This window comes from Citrobacter amalonaticus (assembly GCF_018252635.1).
In the GTDB taxonomy this organism is placed as follows: domain Bacteria; phylum Pseudomonadota; class Gammaproteobacteria; order Enterobacterales; family Enterobacteriaceae; genus Citrobacter_A; species Citrobacter_A amalonaticus_E.
Genome location: NZ_JAGTXM010000006.1, coordinates 233360 through 259881, shown reverse-complemented (window position 1 = coordinate 259881; position 26522 = coordinate 233360). Strand labels below are relative to the sequence as shown.

The 26522-nt window shown below is 53.9% G+C and carries 29 protein-coding genes; 6 read left to right on the top strand and 23 right to left on the bottom strand.

The genetic code is table 11. From position 1 onward, the window contains the following. Positions 1–8: 8 nt before the first annotated feature. From hisM to pdxB, 14 genes are all read right to left on the bottom strand, one after another. The gene (gene hisM, locus KE671_RS18875) at positions 9–716 is read right to left on the bottom strand and encodes a histidine ABC transporter permease HisM (RefSeq protein ID WP_061074826.1); all 708 of its coding nucleotides are present in this window, start codon (positions 714–716) and stop codon (positions 9–11) included. After that, positions 713–1399 (bottom strand): histidine ABC transporter permease HisQ, encoded by a 687-nt coding sequence (locus KE671_RS18870; RefSeq protein WP_206164124.1) that lies wholly within the window; start codon positions 1397–1399, stop codon positions 713–715. The genes hisM and KE671_RS18870 overlap by 4 nt, the downstream gene beginning before the upstream one ends. 138 nt (positions 1400–1537) lie before the next feature. Beyond that, a complete protein-coding gene (gene hisJ, locus KE671_RS18865) occupies positions 1538–2320 on the bottom strand; it encodes a histidine ABC transporter substrate-binding protein HisJ (protein ID WP_206164123.1) in 783 nt (260 codons plus the stop codon). A gap of 247 nt (positions 2321–2567) precedes the next feature. Further along, the gene (gene argT, locus KE671_RS18860; protein WP_206164122.1) at positions 2568–3350 is read right to left on the bottom strand and encodes a lysine/arginine/ornithine ABC transporter substrate-binding protein ArgT; all 783 of its coding nucleotides are present in this window, start codon (positions 3348–3350) and stop codon (positions 2568–2570) included. 288 nt (positions 3351–3638) lie between these two features. Beyond that, positions 3639–4208, bottom strand: coding sequence for a UbiX family flavin prenyltransferase (locus KE671_RS18855; protein WP_206164121.1), 570 nt, complete (start codon positions 4206–4208; stop codon positions 3639–3641). A 95-nt stretch (positions 4209–4303) separates the two neighbouring features. Next, the gene (gene purF / locus KE671_RS18850; protein ID WP_206164120.1) at positions 4304–5821 is read right to left on the bottom strand and encodes an amidophosphoribosyltransferase; all 1518 of its coding nucleotides are present in this window, start codon (positions 5819–5821) and stop codon (positions 4304–4306) included. Positions 5822–5855: 34 nt separating this feature from the next. Further along, on the bottom strand, positions 5856–6344 hold the full coding sequence (cvpA, locus tag KE671_RS18845) for a colicin V production protein (protein WP_046483084.1): 489 nt from the start codon (positions 6342–6344) through the stop codon (positions 5856–5858). Positions 6345–6590: 246 nt separating this feature from the next. Further along, positions 6591–7274, bottom strand: a complete 684-nt coding sequence (gene dedD / locus KE671_RS18840; protein ID WP_206164119.1) for a cell division protein DedD — start codon at positions 7272–7274, stop codon at positions 6591–6593. Beyond that, complete coding sequence (folC, locus tag KE671_RS18835; RefSeq protein ID WP_206164118.1) at positions 7264–8532, bottom strand: bifunctional tetrahydrofolate synthase/dihydrofolate synthase; 1269 nt, start codon at positions 8530–8532, stop codon at positions 7264–7266. Before folC ends, dedD begins: the two co-directional genes overlap by 11 nt. Before the next feature lie 69 nt (positions 8533–8601). Further along, positions 8602–9516, bottom strand: coding sequence for an acetyl-CoA carboxylase, carboxyltransferase subunit beta (gene accD, locus KE671_RS18830; RefSeq protein WP_061074837.1), 915 nt, complete (start codon positions 9514–9516; stop codon positions 8602–8604). A 153-nt stretch (positions 9517–9669) separates the two neighbouring features. After that, positions 9670–10329, bottom strand: coding sequence for a DedA family protein (locus KE671_RS18825; protein ID WP_102601249.1), 660 nt, complete (start codon positions 10327–10329; stop codon positions 9670–9672). Positions 10330–10357: 28 nt separating this feature from the next. Then, complete coding sequence (gene truA, locus KE671_RS18820) at positions 10358–11170, bottom strand: tRNA pseudouridine(38-40) synthase TruA (protein WP_206164117.1); 813 nt, start codon at positions 11168–11170, stop codon at positions 10358–10360. Beyond that, a complete protein-coding gene (locus KE671_RS18815; RefSeq protein ID WP_206164116.1) occupies positions 11170–12183 on the bottom strand; it encodes an aspartate-semialdehyde dehydrogenase in 1014 nt (337 codons plus the stop codon). The genes truA and KE671_RS18815 overlap by 1 nt, the downstream gene beginning before the upstream one ends. A gap of 66 nt (positions 12184–12249) precedes the next feature. Next, a complete protein-coding gene (gene pdxB / locus KE671_RS18810; RefSeq protein ID WP_206164115.1) occupies positions 12250–13386 on the bottom strand; it encodes a 4-phosphoerythronate dehydrogenase PdxB in 1137 nt (378 codons plus the stop codon). Between the two features lie 103 nt (positions 13387–13489). Between pdxB and flk the strand changes: the two genes are divergently transcribed. Next, on the top strand, positions 13490–14491 hold the full coding sequence (gene flk, locus KE671_RS18805) for a flagella biosynthesis regulator Flk (protein WP_206164385.1): 1002 nt from the start codon (positions 13490–13492) through the stop codon (positions 14489–14491). Here the strand turns inward: flk and KE671_RS18800 are convergent. Together KE671_RS18800 and KE671_RS18795 are read right to left on the bottom strand one after the other, a co-directional pair. Continuing rightward, positions 14488–15666, bottom strand: coding sequence for an MFS transporter (locus tag KE671_RS18800; protein WP_206164114.1), 1179 nt, complete (start codon positions 15664–15666; stop codon positions 14488–14490). The genes flk and KE671_RS18800 overlap by 4 nt on opposite strands. Before the next feature lie 176 nt (positions 15667–15842). Then, positions 15843–16217: a DNA-binding protein gene (locus tag KE671_RS18795; RefSeq protein ID WP_206164384.1), complete on the bottom strand. Its 375-nt coding sequence runs from the start codon at positions 16215–16217 to the stop codon at positions 15843–15845. 171 nt (positions 16218–16388) lie between these two features. On the opposite strand from KE671_RS18795, the gene KE671_RS18790 reads away from it, so the two are divergent. The 3 genes from KE671_RS18790 to KE671_RS18780 all read left to right on the top strand — a co-directional run bounded on the left by KE671_RS18790 (position 16389) and on the right by KE671_RS18780 (position 17701). Next, on the top strand, positions 16389–16637 hold the full coding sequence (locus KE671_RS18790) for a helix-turn-helix domain-containing protein (protein ID WP_206164113.1): 249 nt from the start codon (positions 16389–16391) through the stop codon (positions 16635–16637). 162 nt (positions 16638–16799) lie between these two features. Continuing rightward, positions 16800–17168 carry a CHAP domain-containing protein gene (locus KE671_RS18785; protein ID WP_206164112.1) on the top strand — a complete coding sequence of 123 codons (369 nt, stop codon included), beginning with the start codon at positions 16800–16802 and terminating at the stop codon, positions 17166–17168. Further along, entirely contained in the window at positions 17165–17701 is a 537-nt protein-coding gene (locus KE671_RS18780) for a YbjP/YqhG family protein (RefSeq protein WP_432759341.1), read from the top strand. The genes KE671_RS18785 and KE671_RS18780 overlap by 4 nt, the downstream gene beginning before the upstream one ends. Positions 17702–17740: 39 nt before the next feature. Here the strand turns inward: KE671_RS18780 and fabB are convergent, their stop codons facing one another. Next, complete coding sequence (gene fabB / locus KE671_RS18775; RefSeq protein ID WP_042317749.1) at positions 17741–18958, bottom strand: beta-ketoacyl-ACP synthase I; 1218 nt, start codon at positions 18956–18958, stop codon at positions 17741–17743. A gap of 157 nt (positions 18959–19115) precedes the next feature. Between fabB and mnmC the strand changes: the two genes are divergently transcribed. Beyond that, a complete protein-coding gene (mnmC, locus tag KE671_RS18770) occupies positions 19116–21128 on the top strand; it encodes a bifunctional tRNA (5-methylaminomethyl-2-thiouridine)(34)-methyltransferase MnmD/FAD-dependent 5-carboxymethylaminomethyl-2-thiouridine(34) oxidoreductase MnmC (protein WP_206164110.1) in 2013 nt (670 codons plus the stop codon). 49 nt (positions 21129–21177) lie between these two features. On the opposite strand, the gene KE671_RS18765 is transcribed toward mnmC, so the two are convergent. From KE671_RS18765 to prmB, 6 genes are read right to left on the bottom strand one after another with little or no spacing between them, the layout of a single operon-like run. Next, a complete protein-coding gene (locus KE671_RS18765; RefSeq protein ID WP_206164109.1) occupies positions 21178–21453 on the bottom strand; it encodes a YfcL family protein in 276 nt (91 codons plus the stop codon). A 31-nt stretch (positions 21454–21484) separates the two neighbouring features. Then, the gene (locus tag KE671_RS18760) at positions 21485–22033 is read right to left on the bottom strand and encodes an elongation factor P hydroxylase (RefSeq protein WP_206164108.1); all 549 of its coding nucleotides are present in this window, start codon (positions 22031–22033) and stop codon (positions 21485–21487) included. Further along, complete coding sequence (locus tag KE671_RS18755; RefSeq protein WP_206164107.1) at positions 22033–22842, bottom strand: sulfite exporter TauE/SafE family protein; 810 nt, start codon at positions 22840–22842, stop codon at positions 22033–22035. Before KE671_RS18755 ends, KE671_RS18760 begins: the two co-directional genes overlap by 1 nt. Next, positions 22842–23666 carry a penicillin-insensitive murein endopeptidase gene (mepA, locus tag KE671_RS18750; RefSeq protein ID WP_206164106.1) on the bottom strand — a complete coding sequence of 275 codons (825 nt, stop codon included), beginning with the start codon at positions 23664–23666 and terminating at the stop codon, positions 22842–22844. Before mepA ends, KE671_RS18755 begins: the two co-directional genes overlap by 1 nt. A 3-nt stretch (positions 23667–23669) precedes the next feature. After that, entirely contained in the window at positions 23670–24755 is a 1086-nt protein-coding gene (aroC, locus tag KE671_RS18745; protein WP_206164105.1) for a chorismate synthase, read from the bottom strand. Positions 24756–24781: 26 nt separating this feature from the next. Further along, positions 24782–25714 (bottom strand): 50S ribosomal protein L3 N(5)-glutamine methyltransferase, encoded by a 933-nt coding sequence (prmB, locus tag KE671_RS18740; RefSeq protein ID WP_206164104.1) that lies wholly within the window; start codon positions 25712–25714, stop codon positions 24782–24784. A 168-nt stretch (positions 25715–25882) separates the two neighbouring features. Here prmB and smrB point away from each other — a divergent pair, with 168 nt between their 5' ends. Beyond that, positions 25883–26434 (top strand): endonuclease SmrB, encoded by a 552-nt coding sequence (gene smrB / locus KE671_RS18735; RefSeq protein WP_206164103.1) that lies wholly within the window; start codon positions 25883–25885, stop codon positions 26432–26434. Positions 26435–26522 lie beyond the last annotated feature (88 nt).

Sequence of the window (26522 nt, the reverse complement as noted above, 5' to 3'; positions counted from 1 at the left end):
TACTCGAATTATTTAGAGGAAACATGCTGCAACCAGCGCCTTTCCGCGCGGCGGAACAGACTTATCAGGACATACGATATGATTAAGTACAGCACGGCGGCAATACCGAAAGCGGTAAAGGGCTGATAGGTTGCCGAGTTAATATCACGGGCGATTTTCAGCAGATCCGGAACCGTCGCGGTGAAAGCCAGCGCCGTGGAGTGCAGCATTAAAATGACCTCGTTACTGTATGCAGGTAACGCGATACGCAGCGCCGAAGGCAGAATAATGCAGCGATACATTTTGAATGAGGAGAAGCCATACGCGCGCGCTGCTTCAATTTCGCCGTGTGGAACCGAGCGGATCGCCCCGGCGAAAATCTCTGTGGTATAGGCGCAGGTGTTCAGCGTCAGCGCCAGAACGGTACAGTTCAGACCGCTACGAAAGAAGGCATTCAGAAAATCCGTGCCTTTTACAATTTCCAGCGTATACATCCCTGAATAGAACACCAGTAGCTGAACGTACAATGGCGTCCCGCGGAAAATATAGGTAAACAGCCAGATGGGAAACTGGATGAATTTGTTACTGGAGACGCGACCAATCGCCAGGATAACCGCCAGAATGCCGCCCATCACCACGGAGGAGATCAGCAGCCACAGCGTAATTGCCACGCCCGTAAAGCGGTAGCCATCCGTCCACAACAGGGATTTCCAGTACTCCTGAATAATCTCAATCACAGGTCAGCCCTCTTCACACCGACGGAGTAACGGCGCTCAAGGAACAGCAGCACACCATTGGAAACCGTAGTAAATACCAGATAGATAAGCCCGCAGACGATGGCGAAATAGAACGGTTCCCAGGTGCTCTTCCCGGCCAGTTGCGTGGCTTTGACCACATCTTCCAGACCGAGCAGCGAGACCAGCGCCGTCGCTTTGAGGATCACCTGCCAGTTGTTACCAATCCCCGGCAGCGCATAACGCATCATCGCCGGAAACATAATACGGCGAAAGGTTTGTGAAGAGTTGAAACCGAAGGCTGTTGCCGCTTCAATATGCCCTTTGGGTACCGCCATGAAGGCACCACGAAAGGTTTCTGTAAAATAGGCGCCGTAGATAAAGCCGAGTGTAATAATACCGGCGACCATCGGGTCGATATCAATCTGACTGATGCCTATCGCATCGGTTAACGTGTTGAGTGCTATCTGCAAACCATAAAAAATCAGCAGCATCAGCACCAGATCCGGCACCCCGCGAATGAGGGTGGTATAACCTTCGAAAATAAGCCCCGTCACCCGGTTTTGCGAGAGTTTAGCCCCCGCCCCGACGAGGCCGATCAGAACGGCCAGCACCACGGAACTGAGGGCCAGTTCCAGCGTGACAATTGCGCCCTGTAAAATAACACCTGAAAACCCGTACAACATGCTGCCTGTCCTGTCGTGAGTGGCGAGTTAGAAGCCTCTTTTGACGTGATGACACACTTCATTGATGCCGGATGGCGCTACGCTTATCCGGCATAAAGTCTGTCAAACCTCTTCGGGCTTTATCTGCACCTGCGGGGATTAACCGCCATAAACATCAAAATCAAAGTATTTCTTCGCCAGTTTTTCGTAAGTTCCGTCAGCGCGCATTTCTGCAAACGCTTTGTTCAGGGCTTCACGCAGTTCGTTATCCTCTTTGCGCAGACCCATGCCGGTCCCTACACCAAACAGTTTCTCGTCTTTCACAGACGGGCCGCCGAATTTGTAATCTTTGCCAACGGGTTGTTTCAGGAAGCCTTCGCTCGCGGCAACTTCATCCTGGAATGCAGCATCAATACGTCCGGCTGTCAGGTCGGAGTAAATATTGTCCTGACCCTGATACGACACGATCTCAATACCTTTTGGCGCCCAGTGCTCATTACCAAACGTCTCCTGGGTGGTGCCCTGCAACACACCGACACGCTTGCCTTTCAGAGACTCAACGGTCGGCTGAATGTCAGATGCTTTGGCCACGACCAGACGAGAGTCAGCTGCATAAAGCTTGTCGGTGAAGGCGATTTCCTGTTGACGCTTTTCAGTAATCGACAGTGAAGACATGATCGCGTCAATTTTCTTCGCTTTTAACGACGGGATCAGCGCATCAAGCGGGTTCTCAACGAAGGTACATTGGGTATTAATACGTTTGCACAGCTCTTTCGCCAGATCGATATCAAAACCCACCAATTCACCCTGCGCATTCTTTGATTCAAACGGGGCGTAGGTCGGATCGGTACCGATACGAACTTTTTGCGGAATAGCGGCAAAGGCTTCGGTAGCACTGGAGAAAGCCAGGACCAGAGAAAGAGATAACACCAGTTTTTTCATAACTATCCTCAACAGACTGTCTTTTCTAGGGGATGTTTACAGGACCAGGTGCAGTTATCGTGCCATTAATCGGGTCGACAAGGCAAAACATTCTGCCCTGTCACCCGGTTTATTTTGCATGAAAAGCGCTTAAGTATGCACTTCTGCCCTGGTCACCCGCAATTATTGCACCATAACGGTGCGTTTCGCCTGTTGTGCATCGCAATAGCTACCCCGCACGGTGCAAACAGGTCCCCGTATTGAGGAATCAGTCACCGTAGACGTTAAAGTCAAAGTACTTTTTCGCCATCTTGTCGTAAGTGCCATCCTGACGCAGATCGGCCAGCGCCTTATCAAAGGCGGCTTTCAGTTCCGCATCGTCTTTACGTAAACCGACGCCCGTACCGTCGCCAAAGTACTTTTTATCCTTCACGGAAGGACCGGCAAAAGCATAGTCTTTGCCCGCAGGCTGTTTGAGGAAACCTTCACTGGCGGCTACTTCATCCTGCAATGCCGCATCAAGACGCCCCGCCGTCAGGTCGGAGTAAATCAGATCCTGGTTCGCATAGGCCACCACATCCACACCCTTACTGCGCCAGGTGTCATTGGCATAGGCTTCCTGAGTGGAGCCTTGTAACACGCCAACGTGCTTACCTTTCAGCGCGTCAAGCGTTGGCTGAATCGGGGAGCCTTTCGCTGCGATCAGACGCGAATCCGCCGCGTACAGCTTGTCAGAGAAGGCAATTTCCTGCTGACGCTTATCGGTAATGGAAAGCGAAGAGATAATGGCATCAATTTTCTTCGCTTTGAGCGATGGGATCAGCGCATCAAAATCACTGGCGACCCAGGTACATTTGACCTGCATCCGCTTACACATCTCATTGCCCAGATCGATATCAAAGCCGATGAAATCGCCTTTGGCATCTTTCGAAGAGAACGGTGCGTAGGTTGTATCCGTACCAATGCGCACCGTTTGCGGCAGCGCGGCATAGCTGGATGCTGTAGCAGAAAGACCAATCAGCAATGACAGAGCGAGAATTGACTTCTTCATACATAACCCTCAAGTGGAATGACTTTATTATGTTTTACGTTGTGTTGTGTGTTTGCAGGCTTTTTCATGCAGGTCTTATGCCATTTTCGCGCCGCTCGGGATATTCGACGTTAAATATGTTAATAAAACGTTGCAATATTGTCCTGATGTTGAAGATAGCAGGTCTGACGGATGAACCGCAGCGTTTCGAATGGATTTAGCGAATTAAATGTTGAGGATATGATCGCGGTTACAAAATTGCCCTGAAACAGGGCAACTGATGCAAAAAGGCACGCCGACGGGGCAATGTTATGCCCCCTGCCAACGGGTAAAAAGGTCCTGTGGGAGGGTGATAGCAAACTGATCGAGAACACGATTAACTGTCTGATTTATCACATCATCCAGCGTCTGCGGACGATGATAAAATGCCGGAACCGGCGGCATAATGAGCGCACCAATTTCCGCCGCCAGGGTCATTAAGCGCAAATGCCCCAAATGGAGCGGCGTTTCCCGAACGCACAGCACCAGCGGGCGGCGCTCTTTTAACACCACATCTGCCGCGCGGGTTAACAAGCCATCGGTGTAACTGTGGACGATGCCAGAAAGCGTTTTAATTGAACATGGCAGGATAACCATTCCGGCTGTCTGAAAAGAGCCGGAGGAGATACTGGCGGCGATATCACGCGCATCGTGCGTCACGTTGGCGAGCGCCTGAACGTCACGCAGCGATAAATCGGTCTCGAGAGAAAGCGTCTGACGGGCAGCCTGGCTCATGATCAGATGCGTTTCAACATCCGGTACATCGCGCAAAACCTGTAACAGTCGTACGCCGTAAATGGCGCCGCTGGCGCCGCTGATCCCTATGATGAGTCGTTTCATGATTTATCGCCCTGGCTGACTTCTGGGCTGACTTTGCAGGATTTTACGGGGAGTTGCAAGTCAGGGGGCGGATTGGCCCCCTGACAGAACAGGGATTACCCTTCGTTGTGCATCTCGAGGTTTTCGACTTCGTTCTGCAACTGGACCGCTTTGGCATCGTCATTACGCAGGGAATCGAGGAAATCGAGATACTGCTGATCGACATCTTTCGTGACGTATACGCCGTTAAACACGGAACATTCAAACTGCTGAATATCCGGGTTCTCGGCACGGACAGCCTCGATCAGATCGTTAAGATCCTGGAAGATAAGACCGTCTGCGCCAATGATCTGGCGAATCTCATCCACTTCGCGACCATGTGCAATCAGTTCGTTCGCCGTAGGCATGTCGATGCCGTACACGTTCGGGAAGCGAATCTCCGGTGCCGCAGAGGCCAGATAGACCTTTTTCGCCCCGGCTTCACGTGCCATCTCAATAATCTGCTCAGAGGTGGTGCCGCGCACGATGGAGTCATCCACCAGCAGGACATTTTTATCACGGAACTCCGCGCGGTTGGCGTTCAGTTTGCGGCGTACGGACTTACGGCGCAGCTGCTGTCCCGGCATGATAAAGGTACGACCGACATAGCGGTTTTTCACAAACCCCTGACGGTACGGCTTGCCAAGAATACGTGCAATTTCCAGCGCGATATCGCAGGAGGTTTCCGGAATAGGAATGACCACGTCGATATCCAGATCTTCCCATTCGCGGGCAATTTTTTCACCGAGCTTAGTCCCCATGTTTACACGGGCGCTGTAGACGGAAATCTTGTCGATAAAGGAATCCGGACGCGCGAAGTAAACGTACTCGAACAAGCACGGATTGCTGACCGGGTTTTCGGCACACTGGCGGGTAAACAACTGCCCTTTTTCAGTGATATAGACCGCTTCGCCTGAGGCGACATCACGCAGGAATTCAAAGCCCAGGGTATCCAGTGCGACGCTCTCAGACGCCACCATATACTCGGTGCGACCGTCGCCGATATCGCGTTTGCCCAGCACCAGCGGACGGATACCGTTCGGGTCACGGAAGGCGACCATACCATGACCGATAATCATCGCCACGCAGGCATACGCGCCGCGGATCTGGCGGTTGGTCGCGGCAATCGCAGCAAAAATGTTGTCGGCTTCCAGCGGGTAATGACGGAAGTTATCCAGTTCACTGGCGAAGATATTGAGCAGAATCTCAGAATCTGAGGTGGTATTGATGTGGCGACGCTTCTCTTCAAACAGCTTTTTACGCAGTTCGTGGGCATTGGTCAGGTTGCCATTATGGGCAAGCGTGATGCCATACGGAGAGTTGACGTAGAAAGGTTGAGCTTCAGAGGCGCTGGAGCTGCCAGCCGTTGGGTAACGCACATGACCGATGCCCATGTTGCCCTGCATACGCTGCATGTGGCGAGCTTCAAACACATCGCTCACCAGGCCGTTTGCCTTACGCAAACGGAAGCAGTTATTTGCATCGATGGTGATAATGCCAGCGGCATCCTGACCACGATGCTGAAGCACTGTTAAGGCGTCATAAATCGACTGGTTAACCGGCATAACACCGGCGATACCGACAATACCGCACATACGTCTTTTTCCTCGTTAAGCTACAACCCAACGCTTATGCTCTGGGCAAGAAACTTGACGAGCTTTGCAGATAGTCAAAGAACCATCTGATGATGAAACTGAACTCCGGGATCAGCTGTGACTTACTCCAGTCTTCACCTTTCGACAGGCCGGTAAAGGTGTCGAGAAAGAACAGAATGGCAGCCACAATCAACACACCACGCAGAGCCCCGAAACAGACCCCCAGAACCCGGTCGGTACCTGACAGACCGGTTTTCTCAACCAGTTGCCCTACCACGTAGTTCACAATGGCGCCGACGATCAGCGTCGCGATAAACAACACCGCGATGGCAATCCCGTTTCGAACCAGTTCGTCTTCAAAGCCCGAAAACCAGACAGACAGGTAAGTGTAGTAATGGCTGGCGACAAAGAAAGCACAACCCCATGTCACCAACGATAACGCTTCACGAACAAAGCCACGGATCAGGCTAACCAGACAGGAAAAACCAATCACCGCGATAATGGCGTAATCAATCCAGACCATATGTGTCCCACGATTTTACGCCCTGTCGTCCTGTTCGGGGCGCATTCTAACAGAAAAAGAAAACGTTTGCGTAGGGATTTCCTTCCCCCGCGTAAATAAAAATGGCGCTGAAAAAAACTTCAACGCCATACCGTTTTATGCCTCTTCGGGCATTGCCAGAAGCGATGTAAACACCTTATCCGGCCGACAAACAACAAGATGGTAAGCCTGATAAGACGTCGGGCATCGTCGTCAGGCAAGACTAACTTAGTTCGGGCTATACCCCATCACGACTCCGCTTAACCCGGAGATTTGCTGTAACTCGCCGAGCGAACCTTTCAGCTTGTCGCGTGATGCATCCGGCCCAACGAGAATACGGGTTATTTTACCCTGCACTGGCGTTGACGGTGAAGTATATACCCGGAAACCTGCGCCACGAAGTTTACCCACAATCTCATTGACCTTATCGGCATTTTTCAGCGCCCCTAACTGCACAACGTAGGCTTTACCCGTCGGTGCCGGTTTCTCTTCTGCCGCCGGTTTTGCCGCAGGAGCAGGAGCTGGCGTTGCCGTCACTGGCGGTTGTGGCTTCGGTTGCGGCTTCGGTTTTTCAACCGGTTTGGGTTTAGGCTGTTCTACCGGCGCTGGCGTCGTATCAAGCTCAGGATTATTCGCCGACGCATAGCGTGACGGATCCAGCGACGGCGCCGCAGCATCGCCTGCCCGCACTTCTTCCGCCGCTCCTTCTGGCGGTTGAGTCGGTAATGCCTGTGTTGCAGCGGGCATCATATCCGGCTCGTCGCGATCGCCGGGTTTCGGCACCAGCGGGATCGCCGCGAATTCATCCTGATAATGTTTTTTCTGCCCATCGAGCAGCCCGGGCAGCACAATGACGCCCAGCGCGACCAGCACAATCGTGCCGACTAAACGATTCTGAAACTTACTCGCCACCGATTCTCCCCGCGTCCATCACTTCCATGACATGTGCAACCGTGTGAAATGAACCACACACCAGTACGGTATCTTCTGGTCTCGCGTCTGCCAAAGCGGCATGCCATGCCAGCGCGACACTGTCATAGACACTGCCTTTACCGAGATGTTCCAGCAGTTGCTCTGCCGTCGCGCCCCGGGGGCCTTCCAGCGGAGCACAATACCAGTCGTCGACCACGCTTTTCAACCAGGCCAACGTTCCCGCAATATCCTTATCATGTAGCATACCGATAACGGCAAGAACGCGCCCCTTTTTCGGCAACATTTTCAGCCGTCCGGTCAGATATTCCGCCGCATGGGGATTATGTGCGACATCGAGGATGATGCGCGGCGACTCGCTCACAATCTGAAAACGTCCGGGTAGAATCGCCCGGGCAATCCCGTCGCGGATCGCCTGCTCGCTGACGTTCAGGCCGCTGGCGCGTAGTGCCGCCAGCGCGGTCGCCGCATTGGGTTGAGGGACCTGCGGCAGCGGTAAATCTGTCAGGGTGCCGTGACGGTCACTAAATGACCAGCCCGTCGCCGTCACCGAGTACTGCCAGTCTTCGCCGCGACGCTGTAGCAGTGCGCCTTTCTCCTGCGCGACATCGGCGATGGTATAAGGCATTTCGGGTTCGCCGACAATCGCCGGTTTTTCCGCACGGAAAATCCCGGCCTTTTCACGGCCAATGCTTTCACGGTCCGGCCCCAGCCAGTCGGTATGATCCAGCGCGATGCTGGTGACTACGCCAACATCGGCATCGACGATATTCGTCGCATCGAGTCGTCCGCCCAGCCCAACTTCCAGAATCACCACATCCAGTTGCGCCTGCTTAAACAACCACAATGCGGACAGCGTGCCGTATTCAAAATAGGTTAGCGAGATTTCCCCTCGCGCGGCTTCAATCTCAGCAAAGGATTTGGTGTGGGCCGACTCAGGCAATTCATTGCCCTGCACGCGGACGCGTTCGGTGTAGCGCACCAGATGCGGCGAACTGTATACCCCGACTTTATATCCCGCCGCCGTCAATACGTACTCCAGCGTCCGACAGGTCGTGCCTTTACCATTCGTACCCGCCACGGTGAAGACAAACGGCGCAGGCTTCAGTATGCCCAGTCGTGACGCCACCTGGCTTACACGTTCAAGGCCCAGATCGATCGTTTTTGCGTGGAGGTTTTCCAGATAAGAAAGCCACGAGGCCAGGGGCGACGTGGCTTTAGGAATACGTTTGTTATTCATGATGCCCGTAGAATCGTTACGTTGAGAAAAGCAAAAGGGCAGCGCCTGTGGCCCTGCCCTTTTCAGTTATCAGGCCTCGGGTTCCTGATCCGGCACCGGCGGCACCACCACGCCTTCACGCGGGGTATCCGGATTTGGCGCCGGCAGATTCATCAGCTTCGCCAGGATGCTCGCCAGTTTCAGGCGCATCTCCGGACGGCGGACAATCATATCGATAGCGCCTTTTTCGATCAGAAACTCACTGCGCTGGAATCCCGGCGGCAGTTTCTCACGTACGGTTTGCTCGATAACGCGCGGGCCCGCGAAGCCGATCAACGCTTTCGGTTCAGCAATGTTGAGATCGCCCAGCATCGCGAAGCTTGCAGAAACGCCGCCCATTGTTGGGTCGGTCAGCACGGAGATGTACGGCAGACCGCGCTCCTGCATTTTTGCCAACGCTGCGGAGGTTTTCGCCATCTGCATCAGCGACATCAGCGCTTCCTGCATACGCGCGCCGCCGGAGGCGGAGAAGCAAATCAGCGGGCAGTTATCTTCCAGCGCCTGTTCAACGGCACGTACAAAACGTGCGCCGACAACAGACCCCATCGAGCCACCCATGAAAGCAAACTCAAACGCCGCTGCAACGACCGGCATGCCGTGAAGCGTACCTTTCATCACTACCAGCGCATCTTTCTCGCCAGTTTCCTTTTGCGCAGACGCCAGACGGTCTTTGTATTTCTTGGAGTCACGGAACTTCAGTACGTCTTTCGGCTCAAGTTCGCTACCCAGCTCCACCAGCGTTCCTTCATCTAACAGGCTATGCAGGCGGTTACGCGCCGACATACGCATGTGATGGTCACACTTCGGACAGACCTCAAGATTACGTTCCAGCTCAGCACGGTATAAAACCTGACCGCAGCTATCACACTTAGTCCACACCCCTTCAGGAATGCTTGCCTTGCGGGTGGGAGTAATGTTGCTTTTAATTCGTTCAATCCAGCTCATTTATGACCTTTCTGCCTGAACCTGGTGTGTTCCAGTTTTGCCGTGGGGGCGCATAATGCCATTTTTGCCCCCAACAGACCATGAATGTTGCACATTAAAACATAACAGCCCGAAACTTTGGACAAAAAAGTGGTCGAACCGCCGAGTTAGTTTCTATTTTGTTACACGTGACGCAGCGCGTTTGTGGCGAATAATTTCCACCACACCCGGCAGGATCGATACCACAATAATACCGACTATCAGCAACTTAAGGTTATTCTGAATCATCGGGATGGTGCCGAAGAAGTAACCGGCATAGGTAAAGAGCAGAACCCACAGCAGCGCGCCTATCACGTTATACGCCGCAAAATGACGATACGACATATGTCCCATTCCCGCCACAAACGGTGCAAAGGTTCTGACGATCGGCACAAAACGGGCGAGAATGATGGTTTTTCCACCGTGTTTTTCGTAAAACTGATGCGTTTTATCCAGATAGCTGCGACGGAAAATCTTCGAGTCCGGGTTACTGAATAACTTCTCGCCGAACAATCGACCAATTGTATAGTTGACCGCATCACCGACAATCGCGGCAATCAGCATCAACACCACCATCAGGTGCACATTGAGATCGTTGGTACCCAGCGACGCCAGCGCCCCCGCCACAAACAGCAGAGAGTCCCCTGGCAGGAACGGTGTCACCACCAGCCCCGTTTCACAAAACAGAATCAGGAACAATATCGCATAAACCCAGACGCCGTACTCGGCGACCAGCTCCGCCAGGTGCACATCAATGTGCAGGATAAAATCGATGAGAAAGTAAATCAGGTCCATAGTTGCCTATACCTTTGTACGACACAAATTAGTCCGCCAGAAAAAGCGGGCCCATGGGCGGTTTAGGAAGGTCAAACCGGTCAGGGTAGTCCACCGCAACCAGATATAGTCCTTCGGCCTTCGCCGTTGCCGCTGCGAGCGTTCTGTCCTTTGCCGCTAACAACTCTGCTATCCAGCTCTCCGGCTGGTTGTGGGCACCAACTTCCATCAGGCTGCCAACAATATTCCTGACCATATGATGTACAAAGGCATTCGCTTTGATATCGACCACCACATACGCCCCATGACGCGACACCGTAATGTGCATCACGTTACGCCACGGCGTGCGCGACTGGCACTGGACCGCACGAAATGACGTAAAGTCATTCTCGCCAATCAGGCACTGCGCCGCACGATGCATACGTTCGGCGTCCAGCGGCTCGTAATAATGTGTCACACCTTTACCTAACACCGCCGGACGTAACCGATGATTGTAGATGATGTAACGATATCGGCGAGCCGTGGCGCTGAATCGCGCATGAAAATCTTCCGGTACAGCTTTCACCCATCGCACCGCGATGTCACCAGGCAAATTCGCATTTACACCCAATGTCCATGCCGCATCTTTACGCAGCGCGGTGGTTTCAAAATGCACAACCTGCCCGGTGCCGTGCACACCGGCATCGGTGCGTCCGGCGCAAAAGACGTTAATTGGTTCATTGGCGACCTGTGAAAGCGCCTTTTCCAGCTTTTCCTGCACACTGCGGACTTCATTCTGACGCTGCCAGCCATAATATTTGCTGCCGTCATACTCAATGCCCAGCGCAATTTTATACACCGGCAATTGTTGCTGGTCAGACATCAGTACAGGTACTCCTGCACCAGTTTTTCCGCAATTTTCACCGCCATCAGCGCGCCGCCAAAGCGGACGTTATCCGCCACAGACCAGAACTGTACCTGTTCTGGCATGCCGTAATCGTTGCGCACGCAGCCCACAGACAAATGCGCACTGCCAGAGGCATCACCAACCTGAGTTGGAAAATCACTCTCTTCTGACAGCACAATGTCTTCACCACGGGCAAAGGCATCGCGTGCCTCTTCAGCTGCCAGCGGACGCAGCGCTTCAAATGCCACCATCTGCGCGTGACCGTAAAACACCGGTGACTGTACACAGTTTGCCGAAATCAACAACCCGTCATCCTGCATGATTTTGCGTACTTCATCGACGATCCGTCGCTCTTCACGCACGCTGCCCTCGCGATCAGGCAACAGCGGCAACATATTGAATGCCAACTGGCGGCCAAAGAAATCATCTTCATCAATGGGGATCCCGTTCAGCAGTTTCGCACTCTGTCCGGCCAGCGCATCGACCGCTTTTTTACCTTGCGCGGATGCAGAAAGCAGACTGGTTACGGTGATGCGAGAGAGCCCTCCCTGATCGATGAGCGGTTTCAGCGCGGCAAGCAGTTGGCTGGTCAGGCTGTTCGGCACGGCGATCACGTTGCGATTACGGTAGTCCGCCAGCACGAACGGGTTCACTTCCGGCACCACCAGCGGAACGTCAGGCTCAAGCGCGAACAGACCGCTGGAATCGATGACCAGACAGCCGGCATTTGTCGCCTCTTCAACCCAGGCCGCCGTGGCCTCAACGCCGGCGACGAAAAAGGCCAGTTGCGCCTGCGTCCAGTCGAATTCGGCCGCATCCTGCACAATCACAGACTTACCACCAAAGCGCAGATGTTCGCCTGCGCTTTCATTACGTGCCAGCGCAAAAATTTCCCCAACCGGGAACTGACGTTCTGCCAGGGTTTCAAGCAACGCTTCGCCAACAGCGCCCGTCGCGCCGAGGACGGCAATATTCCAGCCTTCAGACATGGTGGTTTACTCCAGAAAAGCATAAGCCTCCCTGCCGATTATTCGTCAGGGGGCATTAAGAAGACATTAACGTGTCGGGTGATGCACCGCGTTAAAACCCAGTTTACACAGTAACGCCGCCGCATCGGCGTCGTCGCACATCACATACAGTGAGGACCATTCACGACGCTCGAGGTAATTTTTGCGCAGTTTATCAAATTCACCCGGTATTCCGGCGACGTTGCGCAGCGGCGCATCGTCGCGGCGCACATCATACACCAAATGCACCAGTCTTTTCAGCGTCGGTTGATCCAACGGGCCATGCAGCGTAATACGGCCAAATTCCGGCGCAGGCAGCAGGGTATCCAGCGCGACATGCTGCTCGCGGCCGATAAACGCGCTCAAGGCTTCAAAGACCTGTGTCGTTCCACGCGCCTTGCCTTCCAGCGTGTAGCCTGCAATGTGCGCAGTGCCAATATCAACGGCGTTCAACAGCTCGACATTCAGATCCGGTTCGCCTTCCCAGACATCCAGAACCACACTCAGATCCTGCCCGGCGTTAAGACGCGCAAGCAGCGCGGCGTTATCCACCACGGCGCCACGACAGGCATTAATCAGAATAGAGCCCGGTTTCAGACGGGAAATCAGCGCGTCATCGGCCAGATGCTGCGTTTTATAAGGCCCTTCTTTAAACAGCGGCGTGTGGAAGGTCAGGATATCGGCGTCTTGTACCAGCTCATCAAGCGAACGGAAATCGCCCTCGTCCCCGCGATCCGCACGCGGCGGGTCACATAACAGCGTTCGGATCCCAAGCGCTTCCAGCCGCGCCTGCAGGCGTCCACCGACGTTACCCACGCCAACAATCCCGACAGTACGATCGCGTAACGCGAATCCGTCACGTTCTGCCAGCATCAACAGCGCGGAGAAAACATATTCCACCACCGCGATGGCGTTACATCCGGGCGCCGCTGAAAATCCGATGCCTGCCTGCTTGAGCCAGTTCTCATCCACATGATCGGTGCCCGCGGTTGCGGTACCCACAAACTTGACGGCTTTCCCCTCCAGCAGCGACGCGTTCACTTTGGTGACCGACCGTACCATTAGCGCTTCAGCGTCATCCAGCTCAGCGACGGGGATGGGGCGTCCGGGAACCGCTTTTACCTCACCCAGACGACTAAACAATTCGCGGGCATAAGGCATATTTTCATCAACGAGAATTTTCACGTCTGTCGTACCTGTTTGAGAACGAGAGTTAACCGGGCAAGTGTGCCATAATCTGGCCGCCAGGCATACTTTGCTAAGATTGATGGTTTAAGGATAAGTGATGATGCAACCTATTTCCGGTACTCCCGCGCGCCCTCCCGATGAAGGGCAATCCGCGGTTTCCACGGCGGGCGAACAACCGCTCTCCACGCAACAGCGGACCGTACTGGAACGCCTGATTACTCGCCTGATTTCACTGACGCAACAGCAAAGTGCGGAAGTGTGGGCCGGCATGAAGCATGATCTCGGCGTGAAAAGCGATACCCCATTGCTGTCGCGCCATTTCCCTGCGGCAGAACAAAATCTCAATCAGCGTCTGGGTGTTGCCCAGCAAAACCATGCCAACCGCCAGGTGCTTTCACAGTTGACGGACTTGTTGAGTCAGGGAAACAATCGCCAGGCAGTAAGCGATTTTATTCGCCAGCAGTACGGACAAACGGCGCTCAGTCAACTCAAACCAGAACAGCTTAAGAATGTACTGATGCTTTTACAGCAGGGGCAATTGTCGATCCCGCAGCCGCTGCAGCGCCCGGCAACCGATCGTCCACTGCTGCCAGCAGAACACAATACGTTAAATCATCTGGTGACTAAACTGACCGCCGCAACGGGGGAATCCAGCAAGCTTATCTGGCAATCGATGCTGGAGCTCTCCGGCGTGAAAAGCGGTGAGCTGATTCCGGCAAAGCATTTCACCCATCTGGTAACCTGGCTACAGGCGCGTCAGACCTTGAGTCTACAGCATGCCCCTACCCTGCAATCGCTACAGGTGGCGCTAAAGCAGCCACTGGAACCAGATGAACTGGCTGGTCTGAAAGATTACGCCCAGCAGACATACCAGATCCAGGCACAAACGGTGCTGACGACTGCGCAAGTGCAGGATCTACTGAATCAAATCTTTCTGCGTCGCGTCGAACGCGATCGGGAATTAACCGAGCCGCGCCACATTCAGCCGATTTACAGTCCGTTTGCGCCGGTTATCGACACGCTACGCGCATTCACCGCACGTCCCGGACTGCTGTTTATCGCCCTGTTGGTCGCGTTAGTGATTTTCTGGCTGGTCGTCTAGCCCCGACGAAATGACAGCAGCGTTACCGCTATTCCCAGCACTGCCGAAATCGCACCAGCAAGAAACACGGATGGATAGCCACAGGACGTGGCAAGCAACCCTGCCAGCGGGCCAGTGGCCGCATAAGAAATATCCTGAAATGCGGCGTAGCCTCCCAGTGCCGTTCCACGAACCTGCGACGGTACGCGTTTCACCACTTCAACGCCAAGCGCCGGGAAGATCAGCGAACACCCTGCCCCGGTTAATGCCGCACCGAGCAGCGCAAACCAGGCCGTCGGCGCCAGCCAGAGCAATACCAGTCCAACGGTCTCGATCAGCAGGGAAGCGATAGCCACCCTGACCCCACCAAAGCGGTCTGGCATCCAGCCGAACAGCACGCGCATCAGAACAAATGCTCCGCCAAACGCGGTCAGCGTAAAACCGGCCATCGCCCAACCATTGCTGGCAAAATAGAGAGAGATAAAGGTGCCGATCACCGCAAATCCTACACCTTGCAGCGCGAGCCCCAGCCCCGGTTTCCAGATAAGTCCCACGACACTCCACAGTGAGGGACGCTCGCCGGAATGCGCCGGTACTTTACGCACCGTGCCGTTAAATGCCCATGCCAGCAGCGGTAATACCATTGTTGTACCCGCAAGACCCGCAAAACCAAAATGGCTATGGATCAACAACCCGAGCGGCGCACCCGCTGCTAACGCACCATAAATCGCCATCCCGTTCCACGACATCACCTTTCCGGAACGTGCCGGCCCCACCAGCCCGAGCCCCCAGGTCAGGGTTCCGGTCAGTAACTGGCTTTCACCAAAGCCGAGGATCAGCCGTCCGATGATTAATAACGCGAATTTGATCGGTACAGAAACGGGCAACAGTGCTGCCAGTAGCCACGCGCCGCCCGCCAGCGCGCAGGCAAACATTCCCTGCAGCGCAGAACGCTTGGCGCCGTACTGATCGGCGAGTCGCCCGGCATAGCCCCGCGTCAGGACGGTGGCCAGAAACTGAATCCCCACGGCAATACCGACCATCGTATTGCCGTAGCCCAGTTCATGGTGAACAAACAGTGGAATGACGGGTAGCGGCAGGCCGACCGTCATGTAGGTCAAAAAGACCGCAAACGCGATACGAAAAAGCGATGTGTTCGCTGCAGATGTTTTTTCTTTATGGGTTACTGCTGTCATGCGTTACTCCAGAATGCAGAGTAAGGCGAGGAAATGCCACGCCCCCTCCACCTGACCGTCAGGATTAAGGTGCGTTGGATAACGTCAAACGCTTACGCATTATCCGGAAGATAATGATGGGCCTGAAGTCTGCCTGTGAGTGGCTAAAGTTGTCAACCGCAAACCGTCAGCGCGTATCAATACAGGTTTTCATCGTCAAAAAGCGAAGGCAAGACGGCACCGATACCTTTGGTTCCAAAAAGATAAGTCACCTGTTGCTGCTGTTCTGGCGTCAGAAGTCTGAACATCATATCCCAAATCTCTTTCGGTGCGGCTTCCCAGGCAGATGATTCATTGCGCACCGCTACCATGTCATCGTCCACAACATAGGGATGAACATAAACGGGGAGAATCGAAATGTGGTATTCCCACGCCTTTGATTTACTCCGCTTGCGTTTAATGCCTTCTTTACCTGCACTCAGGATATTGAGCCGATTGCGAACAGCAGGGATGCTACCGGGAAAACCCGGTAGACCAATACATTCCTGTACTGTGAGCCATTCTTTAGACATCATTTCGTTCCTTTCACCAATGACATAAAAATAATCTTTCTTTTTTTCGCGCAATTTCAGGGTTATTCTGGCAATATTCATTCGACAAAAGAAAATCACCTTCTTTTATCGCTGTAATATTATCTCCTGAAAAATATCGGTGCCGATAACACATCTTTGTAGGATTACAGAATGAGAGAAAAAAGCCAAGACTGGCATCGTGCAGATATTAAAAGTGCACTTGAAAAAAAAGGCATTACGCTCAGAGAACTTTCTCGTATAGCAGGATTATCACCAGACTCCCTGCGCAACGTCTTCGTTCGTAGCTGGCCTCGCGCAGAATGGATTATTGCCAATGCGCTGGAAACAACGCCGGACGTGATTTGGCCGTCGCGCTACCTTTCCAACGATGAAGATCCACATCCGCATTCAAAAGAATAAAAGTGTAATCATTCTCGATGATTTTTAAAATCAATATCATTGATATATAAAATACGCGCGAGTTATTTATAACTTCTCCCTATAGCACATATTACCTATTTCCCCCATAGCTACAGTGATAATTAATTAACGAATCACGTAATAACATCGGGAGAATATAATATGACATGGAATATAAAAGCAGCAACAAACTATGCAAAACGACACGCGCATGCGCATTCAATCAGGCAATGTGCTGAATACACGCGAAAGGCAATCTATGCCGGGGGCATAGATATAGGACACACAGGGCATGCCAAAGATTACGGTTCTCTTTTAATTAACGCAGGTTTCAAACCCGTCTCTCCTTATGAACCTCCGCGAGCAGGCGATGTTGTCATATTGCAACCCTATGTGGGAGGAAATGCCAGCGGTCATATGGCTATTTTTGATGGACAAGAATGGTATTCCGATTTCAGACAACGTGATATGTGGGCGGGACCGGGTTACAGAACAGCAAAACCACAATATACGATATACAGGAGGAACTGATGCGTCTTATTCTCCCATTACTTCTTTTACTATTATCGGGATGTTCTGTTCACAATGATACAGGTAGTCGTAGCATGGTGAATCAATTCTACCTTCAGTACATGACGATATACACCAGCGACAACAATGAGAGTCTCATCAATTACACCAACCCTATTTATGGAAAATATGTTTCCACTGAGATTATTCAAAGGCTGAAGCAAATTGATAATTATTATGAGCAGGAGATCGTGAATTCGGACTACTTTATGTACGTGCAGGATTACGCACCGGAGTGGATCTCTAAATTTCACACTGGAACGGCCAGCGCTTTTCTGGGCGGCGAAAAAGTGGAAGTATGGCTTGGCGATTCTAGTACTCGCCTTATCCATTTACTGGTGTACACCCGTCGCGAAGATGGCCAATGGAAAATTTATCGAGTACGCGATCTTACGAACCAGTTTGAACATCCGATCTACGATGCCGGCGCTATTGCTCAGGCCCGGGCGTGGTCTGCGGAAATCGCAGCAGAATACAAACCGCTTAAAAAGTAAAAAGGGAGCCGTTTGGCTCCCTTTTCATCAACAGCAGTCTTACGCTTTCAGCTTACGCATCACCAGCGTAGCGTTGGTACCGCCGAAACCGAAGCTGTTCGACATCACGGTAGTCAGTTCACGATCGAGGGTTTCGGTCACGATGTTCAGACCGGCAGCCTGCTCGTCCATCTCTTCGATGTTGATGCTTGGCGCAACAAAGCCGTGTTCCAGCATCAGCAGAGAGTAGATCGCTTCCTGTACGCCAGCGGCGCCCAGTGAGTGGCCGGTCATCGCTTTAGTGGCGGAGATCGCCGGGCTGTTATCGCCAAACACTTCGCGAATCGCACCCAGTTCTTTCACGTCACCCACCGGCGTAGAGGTACCGTGGGAATTCAGGTAGTCGATTGGAGTATCAACGCCGTGCATTGCCATCTGCATGCAGCGCACCGCGCCTTCGCCAGACGGAGCCACCATGTCAGCACCGTCAGAGGTCGCGCCGTAGCCCACGATTTCAGCGTAGATATGGGCGCCACGTGCCAGCGCGTGTTCCAGTTCTTCAACCACGACCATACCGCCGCCGCCAGCGATAACAAAACCGTCGCGGTGCGCGTCATAGGTACGAGAAGCTTTAGAAGGCTGGTCGTTATATTTGGTGGACAGTGCGCCCATCGCGTCGAACTCACAGGCCATTTCCCAGCCCAGCTCTTCACCGCCGCCCGCAAATACGATGTCCTGTTTGCCCAGTTGGATCTGCTCGACCGCATTACCGATACAGTGTGCGGAGGTCGCACAGGCGGAGCTGATGGAGTAGTTTACGCCATGAATTTTGAACGGTGTCGCGAGGCAAGCGGAAACTGCGGAGCCCATCGCTTTGGTGACCACATACGGGCCAACCGCTTTCAGGCCACGCGGACTACGCATGGCGTCAGCACCGAATACCTGCGCTTTGGAAGAGCCGCCGGAACCGGCAATCAGACCAACGCGCGGGTTGTTCTGATACGCTTCTTCACTCAGACCTGCATCTGCAATCGCTTCACGCATGGAGAGATAGGCATAAATAGAGGCATCGTTCATGAAACGAACCACCTTACGGTCGATTAAACCAGTGGTATCCAGTTTGACGTTGCCCCATACGTGGCTGCGCATTCCTGCATCTTTAAACTCGTCAGAAAAAGTGATCCCTGAACGTCCTTCACGCAGAGATGCCAGGACTTCCTGCTGGTTATTACCGATGCTGGAAACGATGCCCAAGCCAGTAATCACTGCACGTTTCATTCAATACCTCTGTAATCGCACTATAGTAAGTTTCGATTGGCACAATAGCGTACACTTGTACGCCGAACAAGTCCGATCAGCCAATTTGTACTGAAATTTGCGCCGCCAGGCACACATCGCTAAGATCGTGACACTGCCTGTCAGACGAGTAACTTACGTGAAACAATACGCTATACAACCCGCCAACCTCGAATTCAACGCTGAGGGTACACCTGTTTCCCGAGATTTTGACGACGTCTACTTTTCCAACGACAACGGCCTGGAAGAGACCCGCTATGTCTTTCTCGGTGGCAACCGAATCACAGAACGCTTTGTGGATCATTCTCGCCCGTTATTTGTTGTGGCGGAGAGCGGCTTTGGCACCGGTCTGAACTTTCTCACGCTCTGGCAGGCGTTCGCTGCATTTCGCGCCACTCAGCCTGAGGCTACGCTACAAAGATTACATTTCATTAGTTTTGAAAAATTTCCCCTGAGCCGTGACGATCTCACGGCTTCACATCAGCGCTGGCCGGAGTTAGCCGAATTTGCCGGTCAACTTCAGGCACAGTGGCCGTTGCCGCTGGCAGGTTGTCACCGTCTGCTGCTGGATGAAGGACGCGTCACGCTTGATCTCTGGTTTGGCGATATCAATGAACTCACCGATCGGCTTGACGACAGCCTGAATCAACAAGTCGACGCCTGGTTTCTCGACGGCTTCGCCCCGGCCAAAAACCCGGACATGTGGACGCCAACGCTGTTTAACGCCATGGCGCGGCTCGCCCGCCCGGGCGGTACGCTGGCGACCTTTACGTCTGCTGGATTTGTCCGTCGCGGACTGCAGGAAGCCGGTTTTACCATGCAAAAATGCAAAGGCTTTGGCCGCAAGCGCGAAATGCTGCGCGGTGTAATGGAGCAACCCCTTGCCATTCCAGCCTCCACACCCTGGTTTGCGCGACAAAAGAGTGAAAAACGCGAGGTCGCCCTCATCGGAGGTGGGATTGCCAGCGCGCTGCTGGCGCTGGCGCTGTTACGCCGCGGCTGGCAGGTGACGCTCTATTGCGCGGATGACAAACCCGCTCAGGGCGCGTCCGGCAACCGTCAGGGGGCGCTCTATCCGCTGCTCAGCAAACACGATACGGCGATAAATCTCTTTTTCCCTGCCGCATTTACGTTCGCGCGTCGTCTTTACGATGCCCTGCCCGTTAGCTTCGATCACGACTGGTGCGGGGTCACGCAGCTGGGCTGGGACGACAAAAGCCAGCAGAAAATCACGCAGATGTTGTCATTGGATCTCCCTTCAGCGCTGGCGAGCGCAGTCGATGCCGAACAGGCGCGACACCTTACCGGTGTCGACACCGGCTGTGGCGGCGTGACGTATCCTCTGGGCGGCTGGTTATGCCCGGCGCAATTGACTGCCGCCGTGCTTCTGCTTGCTGAAAGACAGGGACTACGCTGCCACTACCAGCATTCACTGGCGACGCTGACGCGTTCTGCATCCGGTTGGGATCTGCAGTTTACTCACGGCGAACGTGCGGAACATGCCGTAGTGGTGCTGGCCAACGGTCACCAGATCCCCCGGTTTACGCAAACGCAGCCGCTGCCCGTCTACGCTGTCGCCGGCCAGGTCAGCCATATTCCGACGACACCAGCGCTTGCCGGGATCCGTCAGGTACTGTGTTATGACGGCTACCTGACGCCACAAAATCCGACCAATCAGCAGCACTGTATCGGTGCCAGCTACCATCGCGGCAGCGAAGAAACGCAGTATCGGGAAGACGATCAGCAACAAAACCGACAGCGCCTGATTGACTGTTTCCCGGCCGCGAAATGGGCTAAAGAGGTTGATGTGAGTGCCAACGCGGCACGCTGCGGCGTGCGCTGCGCCACCCGCGACCATTTGCCGATGGTGGGGAATGTACCGGACTATGAGGCCACACTGGCGCAATATGCCGACGTAGCTGACAACAAAACGAATGCCGCAAGTGCGCCGGTGTACGACGATTTGTTTATGCTGGGTGCGCTGGGTTCGCGTGGATTGTGCTCTGCACCGCTGTGCGCAGAAATTCTGGCTTCACAGATGAGTGGCGAACCCATTCCCCTGGATGCTGCAACGCTGGCGGCGTTGAATCCCAATCGGTTATGGGTGCGGAAGTTACTGAAGGGAAAAGCCGTAAAAACGCAGATTGCGTGAGAATGTGCGCCATCCGGCAAATTGGGCCAACCGGATGGCGACAGTACGTTTAGCGCGTTGCTTTCTGGAACAATGCGTCCCACATCTCTTTGACTAACGCCTGATCGCGCGGCGACAACTCACCGGCACCGATGGCGTTTTCCAGGCTGCGGGTGACGTTGGCATAGACGGCCTGAGCAGAATGGTCATCAGTACCTTCCAGTTCTGCGACGGCTAACGTCAGGTGGCCACGCAAATACCCACTGGCAAACAGCTCATCATCGCTTGCATGCTCTACCATGTCGTCGATTAGTGCCAGAATGCGTGATTCAAACTCCGCGATCATCTTCTTTCCTCATTGTAACGTGGCGCTGGCTTCAGTTAAGCGCTTCTGGCCACGGGAACTGTTCCGCCGTAAGTTCAGGCGTGTGATAATAATTCTGTAATGCCTTGATGAAGCGCGCCGGACGTTCGGGAATACCCGCCTCCAGATATGCCATCACCTGTGCATGGACCCGACGCTGAAACATCACGCGGTCCGGTTCAAAATCGCCTTCCAGGTTGTCGCAACTGACGTTAAACGGATACCCTGCCGCCACGCAAAACAACCAGTCAAACGCCTGCGGTTTCACTTCCACATCTTCAAACTGTCCCTGCGTCGCCGCATCGCGTCCGTCCGGACAATACCAGTATCCGAAATCCACCAACTCCCGGCGCGCTTTCCCGGCGATACACCAGTGAGAAATCTCATGCAACGCGCTGGCATAAAAGCCGTGCGCAAAGACAATCCGGTGATACGGGGTCTCTGCATCAGCAGGAAGATAGATCGGTTCGTCGTCGCCTTTAATCAGACGGGTATTAAAATCATCGGCAAAGCAGCCGTTGAAAATGTCGATTAACTGTTCGTAGTGGTGCGTACTGTTCATTAATTCATCCCCAGCCAGTGGAGAATCTCCTGTCCATGGTTATCATAAAGAAGTTTGGCACTCATCACCGCCGAGACAATGACGATCATAGGCCGAATCAGCTTTTGTCCTTTGCTCAGTACCAGTCGGGAGCCCATTCGCGCCCCGAGAAATTGCCCGATCAGCATGACAAAGCCAGTCGCCCAAATCACTTTCCCGCCGATGATAAACAGCAGCAGGCCGCCAATATTAGAGGTGGCATTCAGCACCTTGGCGTGAGCGGTCGATTTAGCGAGGTTGTAGCCGCATAGCATGACAAACGACAACGCATAAAATGAACCTGCCGCCGGGCCAAAGAAACCATCATAAAAGCCTACACACCCACCCGCCACCAGGGCAAATGGCAAACCGTACAGTCGACGCTGCCTGTCTTCCTCACCCACTTTCGGCATTAGCAAAAAGTAAAGACCAATGCAGATCACCAGAACAGGCAGGATCTGACGTAACACGTTTGACTGCACGTGTTGCACCAGCAGTGCGCCGCTCATCGAACCCATAAACGTCATCGCGATATTGAGTTTCTGATCGGCGAGGTTCACCACCTTACGGCGAATAAAATAAATTGAGGAAGAAATCGAACCGCCGCAGGCCTGCAGCTTATTGGTCGCCAGCGCCTGCGCGGGAGACATCCCTGCCGCCATCAGCGCGGGGATGGTTAACAGACCGCCGCCCCCCGCCAGTGAATCGATAAATCCCGCCAGCATCGCCACAAAAAACAGGACCAGCAACAGCAGCGGAGAGACCATAAACAGGTCTACGAAATTGTCCATCAGAGTACATGCTCATCCAGTAGCGCCTGGCAGGAAGGCGGCAGCGGTGGCGGTGTCTTCTTCTCAGGCTTTGTTGTTCCAGGTTTTGGTGGTTCAAACCAACTTTGTAGCTCAGCACCACACCCGTCGCCCGGAGGAGGCAAAGGTTGATCTTCACACTCAAGGCTGTCGGCAGGGCAACGCAATCGTACATGCATATGCGCACGATGCTGGAACCAGGGCCGCACTTTACGCAACCAGTCGCGATCGGTTCCGGCATCCAGGCAAAGCTGCTGTTTTATGGCAGGATTAACAAAAATACGGGTGACGTCATTATCTTCCGCGGCCAGCTTAATCAGGCTGGAGATTTCCGGTTTCCACAACGATGGCACCACATGTTTACCGTCACGGGCGACCAAATCCAGCGCCTGGGGGCGCAACAGCTGCTCCTGAGTCCAGCGTGTTTTTGGCAACTGCAGGAAAATATCCACATCCAGACCCGTCTGGTGGCTGGCATGTCCGCCGTTAAATCGCCCACCGGCAGGCATTCCCATATCGCCAATCAGTACTGTTCCCAGTCCCAGATTACTGACCTGCGTACTCAGTCGCTGAATAAACATCACCAGATCGGGATGACCGAAATAGCGACGCTGGTCGGTGCGCATCACCTGGTAGTGATCCGACTGCACCGGAAGCGTATCTGCCCCCACAATGCAGCCGTTCGAGAAACCACCAATGGACTGCGCGCTGCCCGGCACGGGCTGGGTAATTTTCTGCCACGGCGTCGCCGCCAGGCTGGCCGTGCTGGCAAGCAGAGCCAGCAGTGCTATCGCGGTTTTATTCATCTCTTACCAGCGTGGAATATCCGTTTTGACATCCGCATTTTGCGCCCGTTGACGTAGCAGGTGATCCATCAGCACGATCGCCAGCATCGCTTCGGCGATCGGTACCGCACGGATCCCCACACACGGATCGTGACGACCTTTGGTGATCATCTCCACTTCTTCGCCAAAGCGATTAATGGTACGACCCGGAACGGTAATGCTGGACGTCGGTTTCAGCGCCATGTGGGCCACGATTTGCTGGCCGCTGCTGATCCCGCCCAGAATACCGCCGGCATGGTTGCTCTGGAACCCATCTTTGGTAATTTCATCACGGTTCTGACTGCCGCGTAGTGCCACGACGTCAAACCCATCACCAATTTCGACGCCTTTCACCGCATTGATACTCATCAGCGCATGGGCGATATCGGCATCAAGTCTGTCAAACACGGGTTCGCCCAGCCCTGCCGGTACACCACTGGCGACCACGGTCACTTTCGCACCAATAGAGTCGCCTGCTTTTTTCAGCGCACGCATCAGTTCATCCAGCGCATCAATCTTATCCGGGTCCGGACAGAAGAAAGGATTCTGCTCAACCTGGGACCAGTCTTTGATCGCCAGCGGAATGTCGCCCATCTGGGTCAGACAACCCTGAATGGTTACGCCAAACTTTTCGGCGAGGTATTTTTTTGCAATTGCGCCAGCCGCCACGCGCATCGCGGTTTCCCGCGCAGAAGAACGTCCGCCGCCACGATAATCGCGCAGGCCATATTTCTGCTCGTAGGTGTAATCCGCGTGTCCCGGACGAAACACGTCCTTGATGGCGCTGTAGTCCTGCGAACGCTGATCGGTGTTTTCAATCAGCAGACCAATGCTGGTCCCCGTCGTTACGCCTTCAAACACGCCGGAGAGAATTTTCACCTGATCCGGTTCGCGACGCTGCGTCGTGTAACGCGACGTACCGGGGCGACGTCTGTCGAGATCGTGCTGCAGGTCAGCTTCCGTCAGCGGAATGCCCGGCGGCACACCGTCGACGATACAACCGAGCGCCAGCCCGTGCGATTCGCCGAAGGTGGTTACACGAAAGAGTTGTCCAATTGTATTTCCTGCCATTGCGGTCTCGTTGTTGTCGTTGTGGTTTAATCTTTATAGAGGCTGAAATGCTCGCGGGCAGCAATCAACTCGGCTTTGGTCAGCATAAAGACGCCATCGCCGCCATTGTCGAACTCCAGCCAGGTGAACGGCACATCCGGATATTGTTCCATCAGATGTACCATGCTGTTACCGACTTCACAAATCAGAATACCATCATCAGACAGGTAATCCGGCGCGTTGCCCAGAATGCGACGAGTGAGTTTCAGACCGTCCGTACCGGACGCCAGCCCCAGTTCCGGCTCGTGACGATATTCATTAGGCAGATCGGACATATCCTCCGCGTCAACGTATGGAGGATTGGTGACAATCAGGTCGTACTGCACTTTAGGCAGATCGCGGAACAGATCGGAACGAATCGGCGTCACATGATGGATCAGACCGTGTTCTTCAATGTTATGCTCGGTCACGGCCAGCGCGTCGGCAGAAATATCTACCGCATCCACTTCCGCTTCCGGGAAGGCATAAGCACAGGCGATAGCGATACAACCGCTCCCGGTACACATATCGAGAATCAGCTGAGGCGGCTCATTGACCAGCCCCGCAAAGCGGTTGTTGATCAACTCACCAATCGGAGAGCGCGGCACCAGCACGCGTTCATCAACATAGAACTCATGACCGCAGAACCAGGCTTTGTTGGTCAGATAGGCTACCGGAATACGTTCGTTCACGCGGCGGATCACGCGCTCAACAATACGGTGGCGTTCGCTGGAGGTCAGTCGCGCGGTACGCATATCTTCCGGAATATCCAGCGGCAGATACAGCGATGGCAGCACCAGTTGCACAGCCTCATCCCACGGGTTATCAGTACCGTGACCGTACCAGATATTCGCCGCACTAAAACGGCTGACCGCCCAGCGCAACATGTCCTGAATGGTATGCAGATCACTCACTGCTTCATCAACGAAAATTTTATCCACCTGTTCCTCCAGGGCATGCTCGCATTAATTTCGGCGGCTAGTTTGCCATGAAGACGGCGATAAATCAGCAATCACGCAGGGGTTGCGGGTGAAAATTGCGTTTTGAGCATTCGCATCCGCATCGAGTCGGGTAAACTAACGGACAATAAAAAAAGATGAGACCGCAGAATGAAAAAGAAAACATCGCTTAGCGAGGAGGACCAGGCGCTATTCCGGCAGTTGATGACAGGCACCCGTCAGATTAAACAGGACACCATTGTTCATCGCCCGCAGCGTAAAAAAATCACCGAAGTGCCGGTTAAACGGCTGCTTTCGGAGCAGGCCGATGCCAGCCACTATTTCTCTGATGAGTTTCAACCGCTGCTGAATACGGAAGGTCCGGTGAAATATGTCCGTCCTGACGTCAGCCATTTCGAGCTGAAGAAAATGCGCCGTGGTGATTATTCCCCGGAGTTGTTTCTCGATTTACACGGCCTGACGCAGCTTCAGGCGAAGCAGGAACTGGGCGCGCTGATTGCCGCCTGTCGCCGCGAACATGTATTTTGCGCCTGCGTGATGCACGGTCACGGCAAACATGTGCTGAAACAACAGACGCCGCTGTGGCTGGCGCAGCATCCGCACATCATGGCCTTCCATCAGGCGCCGAAAGAATATGGCGGCGATGCCGCGCTGCTGGTGTTAATCGAAGTGGAAGAGTGGGCGCCGCCGGAACTGCCCTGAGCACAGAAACAATCTGAGCCGCATCAGCGGCTCAGATTGTTGACAACTCCTGTGGAGGTTTTGCCAGATGGCGACTGATGTCTTATCC